This window comes from Streptomyces sp. NBC_01237, assembly GCF_035917275.1.
Lineage (GTDB): Bacteria > Actinomycetota > Actinomycetes > Streptomycetales > Streptomycetaceae > Streptomyces.
Window position 1 is genome coordinate 111273 of sequence record NZ_CP108510.1, and the last position, 15435, is coordinate 126707.

Annotated in this window: 13 protein-coding genes and 3 pseudogenes; 7 read left to right on the forward strand and 9 right to left on the reverse strand. The window is 71.1% G+C overall.

Going from position 1 to position 15435, the window contains the following annotated elements:
- Window positions 1–32: 32 nt before the first annotated feature.
- The gene (locus tag OG251_RS43700) at window positions 33–1139 is read left to right on the forward strand and encodes a hypothetical protein (protein WP_326682863.1); all 1107 of its coding nucleotides are present in this window, start codon (window positions 33–35) and stop codon (window positions 1137–1139) included.
- Window positions 1140–1622: 483 nt separating this feature from the next.
- On the opposite strand, the gene OG251_RS43705 is transcribed toward OG251_RS43700, so the two are convergent.
- The 3 genes from OG251_RS43705 to OG251_RS43715 all read right to left on the reverse strand — a co-directional run bounded on the left by OG251_RS43705 (window position 1623) and on the right by OG251_RS43715 (window position 3646).
- Window positions 1623–2009: a VOC family protein gene (locus OG251_RS43705; protein ID WP_326682864.1), complete on the reverse strand. Its 387-nt coding sequence runs from the start codon at window positions 2007–2009 to the stop codon at window positions 1623–1625.
- Window positions 2010–2355: 346 nt separating this feature from the next.
- Window positions 2356–3030, reverse strand: a complete 675-nt coding sequence (locus tag OG251_RS43710; RefSeq protein WP_326682865.1) for a DUF4232 domain-containing protein — start codon at window positions 3028–3030, stop codon at window positions 2356–2358.
- Window positions 3031–3391: 361 nt separating this feature from the next.
- Entirely contained in the window at window positions 3392–3646 is a 255-nt protein-coding gene (locus OG251_RS43715) for a hypothetical protein (protein ID WP_326682866.1), read from the reverse strand.
- A gap of 530 nt (window positions 3647–4176) precedes the next feature.
- Between OG251_RS43715 and OG251_RS43720 the strand changes: the two genes are divergently transcribed.
- Window positions 4177–5583, forward strand: coding sequence for a S41 family peptidase (locus tag OG251_RS43720; protein WP_326682867.1), 1407 nt, complete (start codon window positions 4177–4179; stop codon window positions 5581–5583).
- A gap of 285 nt (window positions 5584–5868) precedes the next feature.
- On the opposite strand, the gene OG251_RS43725 is transcribed toward OG251_RS43720, so the two are convergent.
- On the reverse strand, window positions 5869–6885 hold the full coding sequence (locus OG251_RS43725) for an ArsR/SmtB family transcription factor (protein ID WP_326682868.1): 1017 nt from the start codon (window positions 6883–6885) through the stop codon (window positions 5869–5871).
- A gap of 56 nt (window positions 6886–6941) precedes the next feature.
- Here OG251_RS43725 and OG251_RS43730 point away from each other — a divergent pair, with 56 nt between their 5' ends.
- Window positions 6942–8288 (forward strand): MFS transporter, encoded by a 1347-nt coding sequence (locus OG251_RS43730; protein WP_326682869.1) that lies wholly within the window; start codon window positions 6942–6944, stop codon window positions 8286–8288.
- A gap of 345 nt (window positions 8289–8633) precedes the next feature.
- Complete coding sequence (locus tag OG251_RS43735) at window positions 8634–8876, forward strand: hypothetical protein (RefSeq protein ID WP_198953342.1); 243 nt, start codon at window positions 8634–8636, stop codon at window positions 8874–8876.
- A 365-nt stretch (window positions 8877–9241) separates the two neighbouring features.
- On the opposite strand, the gene OG251_RS43740 is transcribed toward OG251_RS43735, so the two are convergent.
- On the reverse strand, window positions 9242–9565 hold the full coding sequence (locus OG251_RS43740; RefSeq protein ID WP_326682870.1) for a hypothetical protein: 324 nt from the start codon (window positions 9563–9565) through the stop codon (window positions 9242–9244).
- Between the two features lie 248 nt (window positions 9566–9813).
- On the opposite strand from OG251_RS43740, the pseudogene OG251_RS45175 reads away from it, so the two are divergent.
- A pseudogene (locus tag OG251_RS45175) lies at window positions 9814–9966 on the forward strand (nuclear transport factor 2 family protein); the annotation flags it as partial.
- A gap of 70 nt (window positions 9967–10036) precedes the next feature.
- Here the strand turns inward: OG251_RS45175 and OG251_RS43745 are convergent.
- The 4 genes and pseudogenes from OG251_RS43745 to OG251_RS43760 all read right to left on the reverse strand — a co-directional run.
- Window positions 10037–10831, reverse strand: a complete 795-nt coding sequence (locus tag OG251_RS43745) for a class I SAM-dependent methyltransferase (RefSeq protein ID WP_326682871.1) — start codon at window positions 10829–10831, stop codon at window positions 10037–10039.
- Between the two features lie 397 nt (window positions 10832–11228).
- Window positions 11229–12305, reverse strand: a complete 1077-nt coding sequence (locus tag OG251_RS43750; RefSeq protein WP_326682872.1) for a CU044_5270 family protein — start codon at window positions 12303–12305, stop codon at window positions 11229–11231.
- Window positions 12302–12970, reverse strand: a complete 669-nt coding sequence (locus OG251_RS43755) for an RNA polymerase sigma factor (protein ID WP_326682873.1) — start codon at window positions 12968–12970, stop codon at window positions 12302–12304. The genes OG251_RS43750 and OG251_RS43755 overlap by 4 nt, the downstream gene beginning before the upstream one ends.
- A gap of 132 nt (window positions 12971–13102) precedes the next feature.
- Window positions 13103–13349, reverse strand: a pseudogene (locus OG251_RS43760) (IS5/IS1182 family transposase); the annotation flags it as partial.
- A gap of 209 nt (window positions 13350–13558) precedes the next feature.
- Here OG251_RS43760 and OG251_RS43765 point away from each other — a divergent pair.
- Window positions 13559–14068: pseudogene (locus OG251_RS43765) on the forward strand (hypothetical protein); the annotation flags it as partial.
- A gap of 226 nt (window positions 14069–14294) precedes the next feature.
- The gene (locus OG251_RS43770; RefSeq protein ID WP_326682874.1) at window positions 14295–15365 is read left to right on the forward strand and encodes a hypothetical protein; all 1071 of its coding nucleotides are present in this window, start codon (window positions 14295–14297) and stop codon (window positions 15363–15365) included.
- The last annotated feature ends 70 nt before the right edge of the window (window positions 15366–15435 follow it).

Here is a 15435-nt window from a genome sequence, read left to right on the forward strand (position 1 = left end):
CGGCCGGCCTGTCCCCTGGATAGGGTCACCGCATGACGCAGACGCTTCCGCCCCTGGTCACCGAGGCCGCGGCACTGTCCGTCGCCGGAGCCGGGCTCCTCCGATACGAGGTGGGCCCGGCCCTGATCGGGACAGGGGCCGACGCGACCGTCGTCATCGTCACACCTGGGGGCGGCCCGAGGGTCAGTGGCATCCAGGACTCCACCAGAGTGCTCCTGCACGGGGACATGGGTCCGGCGTTGCATACACGGTTCGAGTTCCGGGACGCCCCGCCCACTCACCTCTTCGCCCGTCTGGACCAGGGCTGCCTCCCTATCGGCACCGCGCGTTGCAGAGGCAGGGGAGGGCCGTCGGCCCACTTCAGCCACGCCGTACTGGAGCTCGACCAACCACTGAGCCGCGCGGTGCTGGACGCTGTCCGGCCGGCCCCGGCACCTGGGCCGGTACCTGGGGTGGAGTGGGTCGACCTCGTGGAGACCGATCCGATCCGAGCCCTGGAGTCGTTCGTCCTCGGCTGGTTCCCCACCGAGGAGACGGAGTCGGCCGAGCACGGGAGCAGAGCGGGCGGACCGGCCTGCCTGCCTGAGGCTTTGGGCGCCTTCCACCGCTTGGCCCGTCTCCGCCCGGCGATCCATAGGTTTCACGACCCGGTACTGAGGCGGCCTGAGCTCACCTCCGGACCGCTCGGCGACCGGCTGGTCTTCGCCGTGGGGGACGGGGCCTCCATGGACTGGTCCATCCCGTGGCCGCCCGAGGGACCGGACGAAGCAGATCCCCGCGTGTGGCACACCGAAGACCCCCATGATTGCGCCCCGGAGACCATCCTCGAAGAGGAACCGCTGAGCCGCTTCCTCCTGCAGTTCACCCTCTTCCAAGCGCAGATTGCCGCGCCCTACCACGCGCGCACCTACTGCATGCCGATTGCGCGCCTCGACGCACTGTGGAACATGCTGCGTCCCGTTCCGCTGAGTCCGTTCCTGCCGACCTATGAGGCCGAGAGGTTCTTTGTGGCCCCCGGACTGCTCGCGACGGTCAGCAGCGACGAGGACGAGGCGGTCGTGAGCTTCGGTGCGCTCCACCGCGGGGCTCTGACGCCGCTGCTCGAACATGGTTTTCGCTGGTTCCACTTCGACGGGTGAGGCGCGGGCAGGCGCATATCGAGGCGTGGGCAACCTCCGAAAATTCACCCTCGTGGCAGGACCTGGAGCGGTAGGTCCTGCCGCATGACGCGAGGACAATTGAACGGCAGTTGTTCACAAGCCGCGGTTCTGGCTCAACATCTCTGATGTCAGCGGTCACGCCGGTTTCGGTACGACGCTGCGGACGGGCAGTGACGGGCCCGGAGGTTTCCCGCATTCAGCCTCCCACAGAGACCGGGACCGCCCCCGGCTCCACGCGTGGCGAGGCGAGCGAGAGCCACCGGAGCTGACCGATCTCGGCCATGGGGCACGTTCGACAGCACCGGTCCTCCCCGAGCAACGGACTCCGGGACAGCCCGGCGTCCGGCGCGCACCGGTCACCCGGTTCCGGAGCGCCACGCGGTGAGTGACCATGCCCGGCGGCCACCGCCGGGCTGCGGTCAGTGGATGTGACCGCCCGTCACTCCGTGTTCGTAGATATGGTCAGACCAGAGTGGACACGCAGAACGGGTGGCCCGCGGGATCCAGCAGGACCCGCCACCGGTCGGGGTCCGGCTGGAAGTCGGGCTTGATGGCCCCCAGCGCGAGCAGGCGGGCCTGAGCGGCGTCCAGGTCGTCGACGCCCAGTTCCATATGGGCCTGCTTCTCCTGGGAGGGGTCCGGCCACGTAGGGCGGCGGTAGTCGGCAAGCCGGTTGAAGCCGAGCCCGGGAGCTCCCTCCTGGCCGAGCAGAATGAAATCGTCGGTGGAGAAGACCACAGGCAGGCCGAGTGCCTTTCCGTAAAAGCGGGCCAGTTCGGCGGGGTCAGGGCAGTCGAAGGTGATAGCCGAGTAGCGGAACGTGAATGCTGACGTGTCTTCATGGCTCATGACGGGCACGGTAATAAGGGTCTAGGACAGGTTCAGTCCTAGTTGCTGGACGGGCGGCGAGGCCGTGCGGAGGCGGTGTCCGTCGTCGGGGTCCGGGAGATCCTGATCCCTCGGGGCCCGTGGCGGCGAGCCGGGCAGAGGACTGCCGCCAGGTCCCGGCCGCCCAGGTGGGCAACATGGCCTCGGCCTGATGCTTGCCGGGGTGGTCCGGAACGTACGGCTCAGGCCGCTGCACCACCCGGGCTGTCCTCGTATCCGGCGATGACCGTCTCGGTGTACCGCACGCGCGGTGCAGCGGATTCGTACGTCATGCGGACACCCAAAAAGCCGGCCTCGGGCGCCGCGCCTACTCGGTGGTGTGTGTGGGGTAGACCTCGACGTCGGTGTAGGCGCCCTTGATGTCTCCCGCGCCCGCGGGCCAGTTCAGGGTCACGGTGTGGGTCTCGTTCGGGGGTGTCACCAGGATGTTCGTCGGGTGCGCGAGGCTGTTGCCGGTGCTGTCGATGTCGTAGGCGAGGTCGAAGACGGCGGCGTCGCCGGGCTTCAGGGTGGTGATACGCGGCTGGGCCTGACCGCGCCCGACGGGGTTCGAGGTGTGGTCGGCGTCCTTGATGTCGACGCCCGCGAAGCCGGTCGCCGAGCACGTGGTCGAGCCCCGGTTGATCATCGTGATGTCGATCCTGCCGGAGGTCTTGTCCGGGGCGGCGTCCGTGGCGTCGATGGCCAGGTCCGCCGTCTTGCAGAACGTGACCTTTCCGCCCGTCTGCGTCTCACCGTTCGCACCGTTCGTGCCCTTCGCGGCGTCCGCACCGCCCGCGCGGGCCTCGGTGTCCTCACCGGAACCCGACTTCGCGTTGCCGGCCTCCGAACCGGCCGCGCCCGAGCCGCCCTCCGGGGACGAGGAGGACGTGGAGTTCTTGGCGGAGGAGTCCTTCGCGGAACCGTCGCCGCCGCAGGCGGTGAGCGAGAGGGTGGCGGCAAGGCCGATGGTGGCGAGAGCGGTGATACGGGTGTACTTCACGGTGTTTCCCCAGGAGCAGCGCGGTGCATGCGGTCAGAAGTATTTGTATCTCGCACCGAGTTACGGACAGTCCTCCGCGACGTCTTCGTTCTGTCACAGGCGCAGTCACCGCAGGCGCAGTCACCGCAGGAGGGGATGGCGTGGGAGGGGATGGCGTGGGAGGGGATGGCGTGGGAGGGGAAGCCCGCCGCGTTGCGCGGAACTTGACGTTCTCGCCCCGGTGGGTCCTGGCCCGCCCGAGCGCCGCAACGGCAACAGTGCGGTGGGAACACGCGCGTTCGGCACCGGAGGGGGTGGCGCAGACGCGTGCGGGCCCTGCCCCGGGTGTCCGGCAGGGCCCGCACCGAGTCGGATCAGCGGGTCACTCGGTCCGTGTCCCCCGGTAGCCCACCGGCCCCTCGCCCGGGAACTGGGCCGACCCCTGGAACGAGCTGCCCTCGTCGAAGAAGGTGACGCTGCCGTTTCCCGCGTCGCTGGACCAGGTGACGCTCGTACCGGTGGCGGGAGCGCCGTCCGCAGGAACGACCTCTCCGCGGTTGGCCAGGGAGAGCGTGAGGGGCTCGTCCGGCTGCCACCCTCCCCCGCCGGTGTGAATCTCGGTCTCGTACGTGGCCATGTGCTCTCCTTGGTTCTCGGTTTGGGCAGCGCGGTTCGAGGGGGTGTTGCGCTGCCCGCACCAGAGTCAGGCGTTCACACACCCGCATCCAGAGCAACCGGGTGCAAACCACACCTTCGGCTGGTTCCGGAGTCCGCGATCACTTCGCCGACGCCCAAGGCCGGCGGGACCCCGCCCGGCCGGGAGCACGTGAGGAAGCCCGGGATGTTCATCAGCAAGGACCACGGCGACTCCGCCCCACGGCCCACCCCCTCGACGAACACCGGCCGGACCCGGCTCGTGTCGCGGCCTGGGACCGGCCTCCCTTAAGGGTTTCCGACTCCTCTTGTACCTCTTCGGGTTGACCGGTCCGGTGCTTCCGGGGTGACGCGGTGGCGCACGTGCCCACGGGACGATGAGGGCCGACCGCATCCATGGGGAGGGACAGAGTGACGATATCGGCGCTTTCCGTCGGGACCGGGGAATCAGCGGGATCCGGGGGGCCCGGCGGCTCCGGAGGACCCGGGCGGCGGGCCCGGCGTGGTGTGCTCATGGCGGCGGGGATCGTCCTCGCGCTGGCCGGAACGCTGGGCGCGGCCGCCGCCGCGCCCAGGGCGCCCGAGGCCCGGACGAGCCTGTCGGCGGACGGGATCTGGCAGATGGACGGTTACGGGACCGCCCTCACCATCGGCGACGGGGTGATGCGCACCTGGGACACCACGGCCATCAGCTGCCGGCCCGCTGTGACCGTACGCCAGGACGGGGCGACCGGCCCCGACGGTACCGTCCGGTTCGCCCAGGACGGCGCCGTCCTGACCGTACGGCCGCGGACCGCCTCCCGAGCCGTCTACAGCTACGACGGGGCGGTGGGCACCCAGCGGATGCGCCGGATCAGCGCCCTGCCGGCTCTCTGCGGTCAGGATCAGCCGACCGGCCCGGTCGCGACGTTCGACGTGTTCTGGCAGACGTTCAAGGAGAATTACGCCTTCTTCGCCGGCCGGGGGGTCGACTGGGACGCGGCCCGCGCGAAGTACCGGCCGAAGGTCAGTGCCGCGACACCTCCCGGAGAACTCTTCGACATCCTGGCCGCGATGGTCGCACCGCTCCAGGACTCGCACGTCTCACTTGAGGCGGCCACCCCCGAACTCAGCCGCTACGCCGAGACGATCCGCCCCGGCACGACCGCACCCTCCCGGGAGTACGACGCTCGCGTCCGGAAGTTCATCGAACGGCGCGACCTGGGCGGAAGGCCGCTGGAACAGTACGCCAACGGCGCGATCGGCTACGCGCGACTGCCGGGAGGCATCGGCTATCTGCGGGTGAGCCGCTTCATCGCCTACACGGCCGGCGAGTACGGGCACGCGATCGACTCCCCGGAGCTCGCCCGGGTCCTGGACCGGATCATCACCCGGGCCCGGACCTCGGGCCCCGATGCCTGGCGCGGGCTGATCATCGACGTGCGGGTCAACATGGGCGGGATGGACGGGCTCGGGCTGCAGATCGCGAACCGGCTCACCGACCACCCGTACACCGCCTACGCCAAGCAGACCCGGAACAACCCGCAGGACGACACCCGGCTCACCCCGCGCCAGACCATGCGCGTGGTCCCGGCCGACGACTCGCCCCGCTACACCGGTCCGATCGCGCTGCTGACCAGCGGTTCGACCGTCAGCGCCGGCGAGACCTTCACCCAGGCGCTGGCCGGACGCCCTTCGCCCACCGTCCGGATCGGTGAGAACACCCAGGGAGTCTTCTCCGACACCCTCGCGCGCTCCCTGCCCAACAACTGGACGTTCACCCTCTCCAACGAGAAGTACACCAACTCCCGCGGGCACAGTTTCGAGGGCCCGGGAATCCCCCCGCACCTGCGCACACCGGTGTTCACCGAGAAGGAGTTCGCGGCGGACCGCGACTCGGCGTTCGACCGCGCCAGAGCACTGCTCACCACCCGGCGCTGACCGGACGCTGAGAAGCCGGACGGTCGTACCCGGGGATCCCGGGTACGACCGTCTTCACGATGGTGTGGCCGATGTCGACGAAGTCGATGGGGTGGCGGTGGGGCCGGTCCATGACGGGGCGGCGGGGGGGCAGGGCGCCGAAGCAGCCGTGCGGTCGGGGAGCACGGTGTGGGTGCTCGGTTTCATCAGCACGCACCCCCGGAAGACCGATGGGCGGCGGCCCTGGACGCCGTCCTTCCGGACCCCGTCACCGCCGGGCGCAGCTTCTCGTCCGGGAGGTCCGGCTCAGTTGTCGGTGCCGTGGCCGAGGTGCGGTTCGCACAGGGCCGCGCCGAGCGGGCTGTGGCGGTAGCGGACGTGGCGCCCGTGGCGGGTCCGCTCCAGAAGGTGAGCCTCGCGCAGGACGGACAGATGCTGGCTGACGGCGGCGGGGGTGACATCGAGACGGTGGGCGAGTTCCGTGGTGGAGGCGGGCTCGGCGAGCATGGTCAGCAGACGCGCACGTGACGCGCCCAGGAGCCGTTCCAGAGCTCGGGAAGCCGGCGGTGCGGGGCGTTCGGCGAGGGTGGCCAGGCCCCGCGCGCCGTAGACGATATGAGGCAGCGCCCGGGCGCTGAGCATGGTGGAGACGCCGTCCGCGAAGCAGCTGGGGGTCAGCAGCAGGCGTCGTCCGTCGATGGGGATCTCGGTCGGAGGCGAGGGCCAGGGACCGCTGCGTTCGATGGTGAGCATGTCCTCGGCCCAGGTCAGCCGCGCGCTGATCCCGGTGAACAGGGCGTTCGCGCCGCCCTCCGTCAGGATGCGGGCGCGGTGGCCGATGTCGGCCTCGAGTACCGCCCTCGCCCTCGGCCACCAGGTGGGCTGCAGGCACGAGGCCCAGTACTCCTCCAGGGCGTCGGCGAGGTCGGCGAGCAGGCGTGCCGGGTCGTCCCAGGCGTCGGTCAGCCTGGCCGGGACCGGTTCGCGCAACGGCGGGAAGGTCTGTTCCAGCCCCGTTCGCACCACGGCCGGGTCCGTGGCGCGCAGTTCGGCGAACTCCTCGCGAATGTCCGGTGCCGAGGTCCGTGGCCGGGGTGTGAGGAAGTCCGGGACCCAGTAGCGGCGACGGGCCACCAGCGAGGTGAGCAGTACGTGATCGAGGCGCTCGAAGGCCGGACGCAGGACGGCGAAGGTCTCGCGGAGAGCGGGAAAGCGCCACGCGTGCCCGGTCCACATCCGCAGGCTCAGGACGGTCTCCTGCAACGGCGAGTAGGCGAACGAGGTCGCCGCGAGGTCGGCCACACCGAGACGGAACCTAATCATTAAGCACCAGGGTAAATCCATTCCGCTCGTACCGGCACGAAGCTGTGCTGAAGCACATGAATACGCCCACCACCGCCCCGCCCACTGCTGCCCCGCCCACTGCCGCCCCGCCCGCTGTCGCCTCGACCGCGCGGCTGATCGGCGATCCGACCGTGCGAGGGCTCGCGGCGCTGCTGTCGGTCAACGCCGTCGGCAATGGCCTCTTCCTGACGATCAGCACCTTGTGGTTCACCCAGGCCCTGGGCTATTCCGCCTCGCGGGTCGGGCCGGCACTGACCGTCGCGGGATTGTGCGGGATCCTCGCCTCCCTCCCCGCCGGCCGCGCGTGCGACCGCTGGAACGCCAAGTCCGTCCTGACCGTTCTGCACCTCCTGCAAGGAGCCGCGATCGCCCTGTACGCCGTCGCCGGCTCCTTCCCGGTCTTCCTCGCGCTGGCGTGCCTGGCCACGGCCGGCAGCCGTGCCAACGCCACCGCGCGCGGAACCCTGTACGCCCACGCCCTCCACCCCGGCCTGCGCACCCGCGCCCTGGCCCTGCTGCGGGCGGTCAACAACGTGGGGATCGGGGCGGGCGCCGCCCTCGGATCGGTCGTCCTCACCTTCGACAGCGACGCGGCCTACCGAGGGGCCATCTGCGTGAGCGCCGCCGCGTTCCTCCTCGCGCTGATCCCGCTCCGCCGGATCTCCACCGCAGCCCGGCCCCCGGCCGCGCAGGCCGGGGCGGCACGGGCCGCCGCCCTGTCCGGGCCGCGCGCGTCCCACCTGCTTCGGGATCTGCCCTACCTCGCTGTCACCGCGCTCAACGCGGTCGTCAACACGCTCTACGTCGTCCTCGAAGTGGGCCTGCCCCTGTGGCTCCTCACCTACACGAACGCGCCCCACCTCATGGTCGGCTGGCTCCTGGTCACCAACACCGCCCTGGTCGTCGCCCTGCAGGTCCGTGCCGCCCGCGGCATCACCGGCCCGGCCCGGGCGGCGCGCGCCTTTCGCCGCGGTGGCCTCCTCGTCGCAGCCGCGTGCCTTGCCGCCGCCTGTGCCGCCCACCGCTCAGCGGCCATCGCCGCCGCGGTCCTCCTGGCCGCCGTAGTCCTGCTCACCCTGGGCGAGGTCGCCTCGCAAGCCGGCAGCTGGACCCTCTCCTACGACCTGGCCCCCGACCACGCCCACGGCACCTACCAGGGCATCTACCAGACCGGAATCTCTGTCAGTCAGGCACTCGGCCCGGCCCTGCTGACCACATTCGTCCTTCCTCACGGCACAGCTGGATGGGCGGCCCTCGCAGCCCTCTTCGCCGGCGCGGCGCTCGCCCTTCCGGCCGCCGCCCGCCGGGCAGCACGAGGCACCGAACGGCGTAGGACCAACTCACGGCGCCGGCCCGAGGATTCAGCGGCAGCCAGATACTGAGTCGACCTCGCAGCACTGGTACGGGGCATGCCACCCGTCGGGCGTCCGGTCCTGGCCCCACGGCAGGCGTACGGAGCACACGGTCACACGTACCCGTACGGAAACCGCCCGGTCACCGGGCGGGCCGGAACCGACCGGGCACCGGGCGTCAATCACCCCGTGCCCACCCATCACCCGGTGCCCACCCCTCGCCCCGTCAGCACCGGACCCGTCGCGAAGAGCCACCCGGGCGCCCGCGCAAGCCCTTTGGAGTGACACACCGTTCCCCGTGAACCCTCCACGGCGTTGAACGGCCGGACGCGACCGCTTCGCGTCGCGCCCTTCCAAAGACCCATGGGAGTAGTCATGCGTATGCGCTCAGCTCTGACCACGTCCGTCCTCGTCGCCGGCATCCTGCTCGGCGGCGCCGGCGCCGCTCTGGCCAACGACGGCGGCGGGCTCGTGAACGCCACCGGTTCTCAGGGCGCCGAGCAGACCAGCGACACGACCTTCGCCGGTGTCATCGACCGCGTCGGCCCGGTCTACTTCTCGAACAGCGAGACCGGACGCGCGTGGAACAAGGGAACGTTCCAGGCCATCTTCGGCTAGGAGTGAAACGCCGGCCCGGCACCGCCACGTAAGGCACCCGCCGCGCCGCGCACCCACTTGACCCGTACGGCACATACCGCAAGACACGGCGCATTCCCTTGACCGCAACATGGTCAAGGGAATGCGTCGTACGGACCGTCACTCTCCCCTGCCCTGCCGGGCCGTCCCCACTTCGGCCGGCTCCCCGGCCCGGACGACATCGCGCTCCTGGCCCTCGTCCTCAACACCCCGCGTGCGTCTGCGCGGGCATGCGGGGCACGCGGTGGCCGCCCGGGACCGGCATCCGAACACGGCCGCCGGGCAAAGGCGCGCAACCCCCCGAGAACCAGAGGCCCTCGGGCGATGCTCCACCGCACCGTCGAGCGCTACACCGGACACTCAGGAGACGAGGCCAGGGACTCCGGAGACGGAGCCGGAGCCGGAACCATCGCCGGGTCCGCGGGGTTCCTACTGGCCCACACCCTGGCCAGATCCAGAAACTCATCACCCCTGTCGCCGAACAGCGGAGCCGTCACCTCCCGCCCCATGGCGCGCCACAGGGTCCAGGCCGCGTGGCTGGCGGCATGCATCGCCGCGGTCGCCATCGGGTCCAGGTCGCGCCCCTCGCCCCGCCGCAGGGCATCCAGACGCGCCACGACCGCCAGCAGCTCCCTGTACGTCTGCTCGTACTGCCTCTGGTCATCCACCACACGTGCTCCCAGCGCGTCGAAAGCCGCCGCGCGGCCCTGTGGACACCATCCTCACCCCCGGCGACCCCAAGGGCCCCGACCGACACCCACGACACCAACGACACCAACAGGTGAAGTACCGGTCCTGGAGCGGGCCGGGCCGGGCGGCATCGGGGGGCTCAAGCCCACGAAGGGTCTGAGACGTCGTACGGCAGAGGCGAGGGAGGTTCGACGAAGACGGGAGGGCGTACTGCACCGGCCCGGAGAGGTCCGACGCGCTCTGCCGGGCCGAGAGCGTCGGCCGACTCACCGAGGGCGACCGGGTGGTGGACCACGAGATCGCCCACCGCATCACGGACGCCCCCCTCCGCGTACTGGTCGCCTACCGGGTCCGCGACGGCCTGGTCGACCACGTCGACTTCCTCCGCCGACCGCCGGGCCGGGCGGTTCGTCATGGGGAGGGCGGCTCGGTGGAAGGGAACGCGGTGCTCGTCATGTGGCGCGTTCCATGTGCAGGTAGTCCTGGGGGCAGGTGAGGCGGTATCCGCCGTCGGGGGTCCGGTGGTGGTCCTGGAGATAGCCGGCCAGGTCGTCGAGGCGGGGCGGCGGCGTGGGCATGGGCGCGTCGTTCAGGAGGAACTGGGCGATGGTGAGCGCGGTGTCCAGGTCGGGGGCCTCGACGGTCGCGGCGACCGTGGTGAGGGTGAGGCGCCACTCGCGGTGGATGTCGCTGGCGGTGAACGGTGCGATGAGGCTGCGCAAGTCGTAGCGGTGTCCGGTGAAGTGCCGGAGCATGCGCATGCAATCGCCATCGGGATTCTGCAGCACGACGACGGTCCGGCCGCCCGGGGCGGTCCAGGAAGCCAGGCGCTCCAGGGTGGGCAGCCACTGGCCGGTGTCCACGTGGTAGAGGACGTGCTCGCACAGCACCAGGTCGGCCGTCTCCTCCGGAACCGCGGTCGCGATGGAGTCGGCCAGGACGCGTGCTTGCGGGCAGGCACGGACCAGCCGGTGCCTGAGGTGGGGGCTCGGTTCGATGGCGGTGACGCGCTCGAAGGAGCCCGCCAGCGCGGCGGTGGCACGGCCGGCCCCGGCGCCCGCGTCGATGAACATGCCGCGGCGTGGCAGGGCGGCGACCGTGGACGCCAGATGGGCGCTGCCGGAGTCCTTGCCCTCGGTGTGGGCGAGGAACATCCTGAACGCTTTTTCGTACTCCGAACTCTGTGAGTCGAACGCGGTGACCGTCGGTCTGTGATCACCCTGTGGAGCAGGGACCGTGCTGCTCACGCAACCTCCTCGACGGCGAGCGGAGTCTCCCACCCAACGCACCGAACTCTATGCCGCGTTCGGCTCCATCGGCCCCGGTTCTCGCAGAGTCCGTCTGAACAGGATCTCCGGACTTCCGCGAAACCAGGGGCGGTTCGCCTCGTCCATGTCGACTCCCATGGCGTGCGGTTCAGGCCGAAGCCGGTCCGTATCCGCCGGCACTCCGGCTCTTTCCATGACCGGGCGGCGCCCGCCGGGGATGTCTCCCTGGAGGTGGAGAGCGCTGCCGGGTAGTCGGCGACCGGCGGCCAGGCGTCATGGTTCCAGCGCGCCACCGCCGACGGGACACGTTCTGAGAGGGCGGTTGCGGCCGGTGCCAGGGCGCGTGGCCACGCGCCCCGGCAGCTTCCTGTCGGGATCAGGTCGTCGTCGACGGCTCCTCGCGGAGGGCGTCGACCACCGCGCGCTCCAAGACCGCCGACACATGGATCAGCGTGCCCTTCTTGCCCATGGAGGTGTCCCTGATGAGGTAGCTCCGTTCGCCCAGGTACTCCAGGGTGGTCGAGTCGAAGATCCAGGCGGTGCGTGCACCGGTCCGGGTGTTGTCGCGGGCCACGCCGATCCCGTGCCGGCCGGCCGCGTCCGTCGCGTCGGAGTCCTCGGTCACGCCGGGGATCTTCGCCGCGGCCTTGTAGAGGGCGGCCGCGGTCCTCGGTGGCATCACCGTCTCCCGCAGCAGTTCACCGATGGTGTCGAAGGCGTCCTGAGCCTGGTCCCGGTCCTCGGCCGGGGTGTCGCGCGAGTCCTGGTCCCGGGTGATCTCTGTGGTGAGCCGCCGGAGCAGGGCGTCGGGGTCGGTGGGCAGCGAGGCCAGCCACGTGTAGGTCGGCCGGTCGAGGCCCGCCGGGTTGCCGACGGCGGGCCGGCCGTCCGGGACCCCGACCTTGATCGGGAAGTACGAGCCGTCCTCGTGGATCAGGCCGACGTCGATGACCGGTCCCGCCTTCTGTGACATCCAGACCTCACGCTCGCGGGGTTCGGTCAGTTTCGCCGGGCCACCGAGAACGCCGTCGTTCTCGGTCTGCAGTGTCTTGACGTACACGAACTGGTGGCCGGTGACCGTCCGTTCGTCACTCTTCTCGGCGACCGAGGCGATCCGGTCGAGCAGCACGGCCGCGCCACGAGGGGCCGCGGCGTGGGAACCCGTGCCCGCGGCTGACGGTGCCGGAGCGCGGTCCTGGCCGGTCACGGCGAGCGTGGTCAGCAGCACTCCGCCCAGGGCCAGCCCGGCGGCGGGCAGCAGGACGGCGGGGCGCAGGAGGCGGGGGCGGGGGCGGGCGGGGGCGCGGTCGCCGTCCTGGTCGATCAGACGCATCAGGGTGTCCTTGTGGTGGAGATGACGGCCCGGGGGCAGGTCCCGTTCGGCCGGGGCCGGTAGCAGCCGGGCCAGTTCCTCGCGTTCGGGCAGCTCGGAGCCGGAGGTACGGTCGTTCATCGGGCTTCCTCCTGGATGGGCAGGGCCACGAACGCGGCCCTGCTCTCTACCTCTCCGCGGCCGGGGCGGGGTTCCCGGCCGGATCGGACCGCTTCTCCGAGCCGTGCTTCCCGCGCGGCCCCCTCCGGTGTCCGGCCGAGTTCCCCATCGGTGAGCCGGCGCAGCCGGGTACGGGCACGGGACAGCCGCGACCGTACGGTGCCCACCGGGATGCCCAGGGCCTTGGCGGCCTCGGCGTAGTCCAGCCCGGACCAGACGCAGAGGACCAGCACCTCGCGTTCCTTGCGGCGGAGTCCGCCCAGTGCCTGCCGGACCGCGGCGAGCCGCCGTGCGTCGTCGATGCGTCCGACCGTGGCATCCGCGATGTCCGCCACCGGTTCCGGGGCGGGGTGGCGGGCCAGGAAGGCCAGGCGCCGCCCTGTACCGCGGTTGGCGTTGCGTGCTTTGTTGGTAGCGATCCCGAGCAGCCACGGACGCAGTGAGTCACCCTCCGGCTCGACGGCGTGACGCGTACGCCAGGCCGCCAGGAAGGTCTCGGACAGCACCTCCTCGGCGGTCGACCAGTCGCCCGACAGCCGATAGGCGTGGTTGTAGACCGCCCGCGCGTATTCCTCGTAGAGCGCGGCGAAAGCCTCGCGGTCGCCCGCCCTGATCCGTGCGCGCATCCGCTCCCGATCTCCCTGTTCATCACATCTCACATCACCTACCTCTCCGGCCGAGCCGAAGGGTTCCGGTGACCCGTGCCACACCGCGGGGCCGGCGGAACCGATGACCTCGTTGGAAACAGCGAGGATACGGTTCGCAGCGAGGACGGCGACGGCGATGACCAGGCCCACCATGTCCACAGCCAGGCCCCGCTTGCGGCGCCCGGCGCCCGGCGCCCGTTTCGCCGGGTCCGGACCGGTCGTGGGGCAGGAACCCCAGCAGCCGCGTGAACGCCTGCGTGTCCAGCACCACCAAGGTCGGGTGCTCCAGCCTCCGGGCCCGCTCACGGACCTGGCAGCACAGAAGCTCATGGATGACCTGATCGGTCTCGTCGTCCCGTTACGCGACGACGTAAGGGCGATGCCGTGGTGATCGAATCGTTGCCGCACCGTGTACAACCGCGTGAGGCCCTCCCCTGCCCCACAGTCAGCCACGAGGTTGAACCTCCGGCCGGCGCGCCAACGCGCTCGGTCCAGGCTGCAAGGAACGGGCGGGTTCGAAGATGGGGAAGACCAAAGCTCGACAGGAGCGACACGATCCACATCGCCATCGTCGGCAGCGACTGCAAGGTCGTGGACAAGGCGAAAGGAATCTGCGACTTCGAGGAATGGCTGTACATCGACCCGCGGCACACCGGCTTCGGGAACGAGGACGCCGGGACCTGGAAGACCGCTGCTCAGGTCCATCTCGCCGGGGATGCCTACGACATGGATGACGAGAACCTCCCGTTGCAGGTCAAGCGGGCCAAGCGCGTCACTGTCAACGCCTCGCCGGAACCGGTCGCGAAGGGGAGGACGATCACCGTGACCGGGCGGGTCACACGGGCGAACTGGGACACCCACACGTACCAGGGGTACGCGGACCGCACGGTGAGCCTGCAGTTCAAGGCGGCGGGCGCCTCCTCGTACAAGACGGTCAAGAAGGCGACGTCGAGTAGTACGGGGGCGCTCAGGACCACGGTGAAGGCCACCGGGCCGGGGACGTGGCGGTGGACGTACTACGGGAACTCCACCTCCGGGGCGAAGTCGTCGACCGGGGATCACGTCGCCGTGCGGTAGGCGACGTGCGCGGACCGCCTCCCCTCGCGGAAGCGTCGTCATCCGGTCCGGCCGGACCGGGGACGGTACCCCGTAGGCACGTGGCCCCCGCAGGAGTCGGAACTCCTCGCACTGGAGCAAGGCTCGTACCCCGGGGCCGGCCGACCCGGCACCGTTCCGAAATCTGGTGGATCCTCCGCCGCGGGGCGAGGCACAATCCCCGGGAACCGGTCCGAGGGAGAGCTTGTTGGATGTGTTCGTGTGTGCCGGGTGCGGCGCGGAGCTGACGGCGCCGGTGTCCCGGGTCGCCCTTCCCGTCCACACCCACCACGGGGGGTGGGAGCAGCTCCACCCTCCGCTGATGGAGCCCGCGACGTACGCCGTTGACCCCCGGCCCACCGGACCGCCCTGGCGATTGTGGGAGGAGGTCGGAGAGGACACGGCTGCCCGGCAGGGCGTGTACGCGCCGGTGTACTCCGTCTCCTTCGGCGCGCGGAACAGGATCGTCATCGCCCCCGGCGACTCCCGGTCCATGGCCCTGATCCCCGGGAAGTGCGAGGGCTACTGCCGGGGTGTGGACGGCCGGGCCGGACCCAACCTGGCGTGCGAGGGGTGCGGCCGGGCCGTGGCGACCCGCATGGACGACTGCGGACTGTGGCAGACGGTGTGGCTGGAGCCCGACGCGGTCGTACGCCGCCCTTCGGGGCTGCTCCCGGCCGGGCCGCCTCCCGACTGGGACGATCTGGAACACGCTGAGCATCGCGTCCCACCCGTGGAGACCGACGGGTCATGGAGCCGCCGCTGGGAGGCGGCGGTCGGGGTCGCGCTGGCCCACCTCGCCGCGACCACCGGGGGAAGCCCGGTGACCCTCCCCGCCGGCCCTGTCGCCGAGCTGCTCGGCCACGCCGTCGACCGGTGTCTCCCCGCAGGGCCGGGTGCCCGCTCCGTGGGACTGGCCGGCCCGGGGATCCGCCTGCCCCGGCCACGCCCCGACATCCTCCTCGTCCCCCGCCACCCCCTCACGGGTGAGCCTTGGCGTCCGCCGGTCGACGAGGGGGCTGTGGTGCCGCTGGACAGCGGAGTCTGGGCGTACCTCGCCCACCCCGGCGAGACCGCGCCGATGCCCGCGACCGGAGTGCTCCCGGACGGTGTCCTGCGCGACGACTACCCCCTGCCGCCCCGCCCCTGGCGTCCGCTGACGCCCCATCACGACGCCTTCGAGGACACCCTGGTCGGGCTGCCCGCCGTACGCACCCCCCGGCTGCGCAGGTATCGCGACGCGTACCGGGAGGCCGTTTTTCCCGGATCGTCGTGCTGACCAGGTGAGGAAGGCCGCGACGTGGAGTCCGGCCGGGCAGGCGGTGGCGTTTCAACGACGGGCCGCCTCC

Bases quoted from the DNA above. Each gene is read 5' to 3' on its own strand.
- OG251_RS43715 (WP_326682866.1), bottom strand. From the start codon at position 3,646: ATGGCCACGTACGAGACCGAGATTCACACCGGCGGGGGAGGGTGGCAG.
- OG251_RS43700 (WP_326682863.1), top strand. From the start codon at position 33: ATGACGCAGACGCTTCCGCCCCTGGTCACCGAGGCCGCGGCACTGTCC.
- OG251_RS43750 (WP_326682872.1), bottom strand. From the start codon at position 12,305: ATGAACGACCGTACCTCCGGCTCCGAGCTGCCCGAACGCGAGGAACTG.
- OG251_RS43725 (WP_326682868.1), bottom strand. From the start codon at position 6,885: ATGATTAGGTTCCGTCTCGGTGTGGCCGACCTCGCGGCGACCTCGTTC.
- OG251_RS43730 (WP_326682869.1), top strand. From the start codon at position 6,942: ATGAATACGCCCACCACCGCCCCGCCCACTGCTGCCCCGCCCACTGCC.
- OG251_RS43705 (WP_326682864.1), bottom strand. From the start codon at position 2,009: ATGAGCCATGAAGACACGTCAGCATTCACGTTCCGCTACTCGGCTATC.
- OG251_RS43720 (WP_326682867.1), top strand. From the start codon at position 4,177: ATGGCGGCGGGGATCGTCCTCGCGCTGGCCGGAACGCTGGGCGCGGCC.
- OG251_RS43755 (WP_326682873.1), bottom strand. From the start codon at position 12,970: ATGCGCGCACGGATCAGGGCGGGCGACCGCGAGGCTTTCGCCGCGCTC.
- OG251_RS43735 (WP_198953342.1), top strand. From the start codon at position 8,634: ATGCGTATGCGCTCAGCTCTGACCACGTCCGTCCTCGTCGCCGGCATC.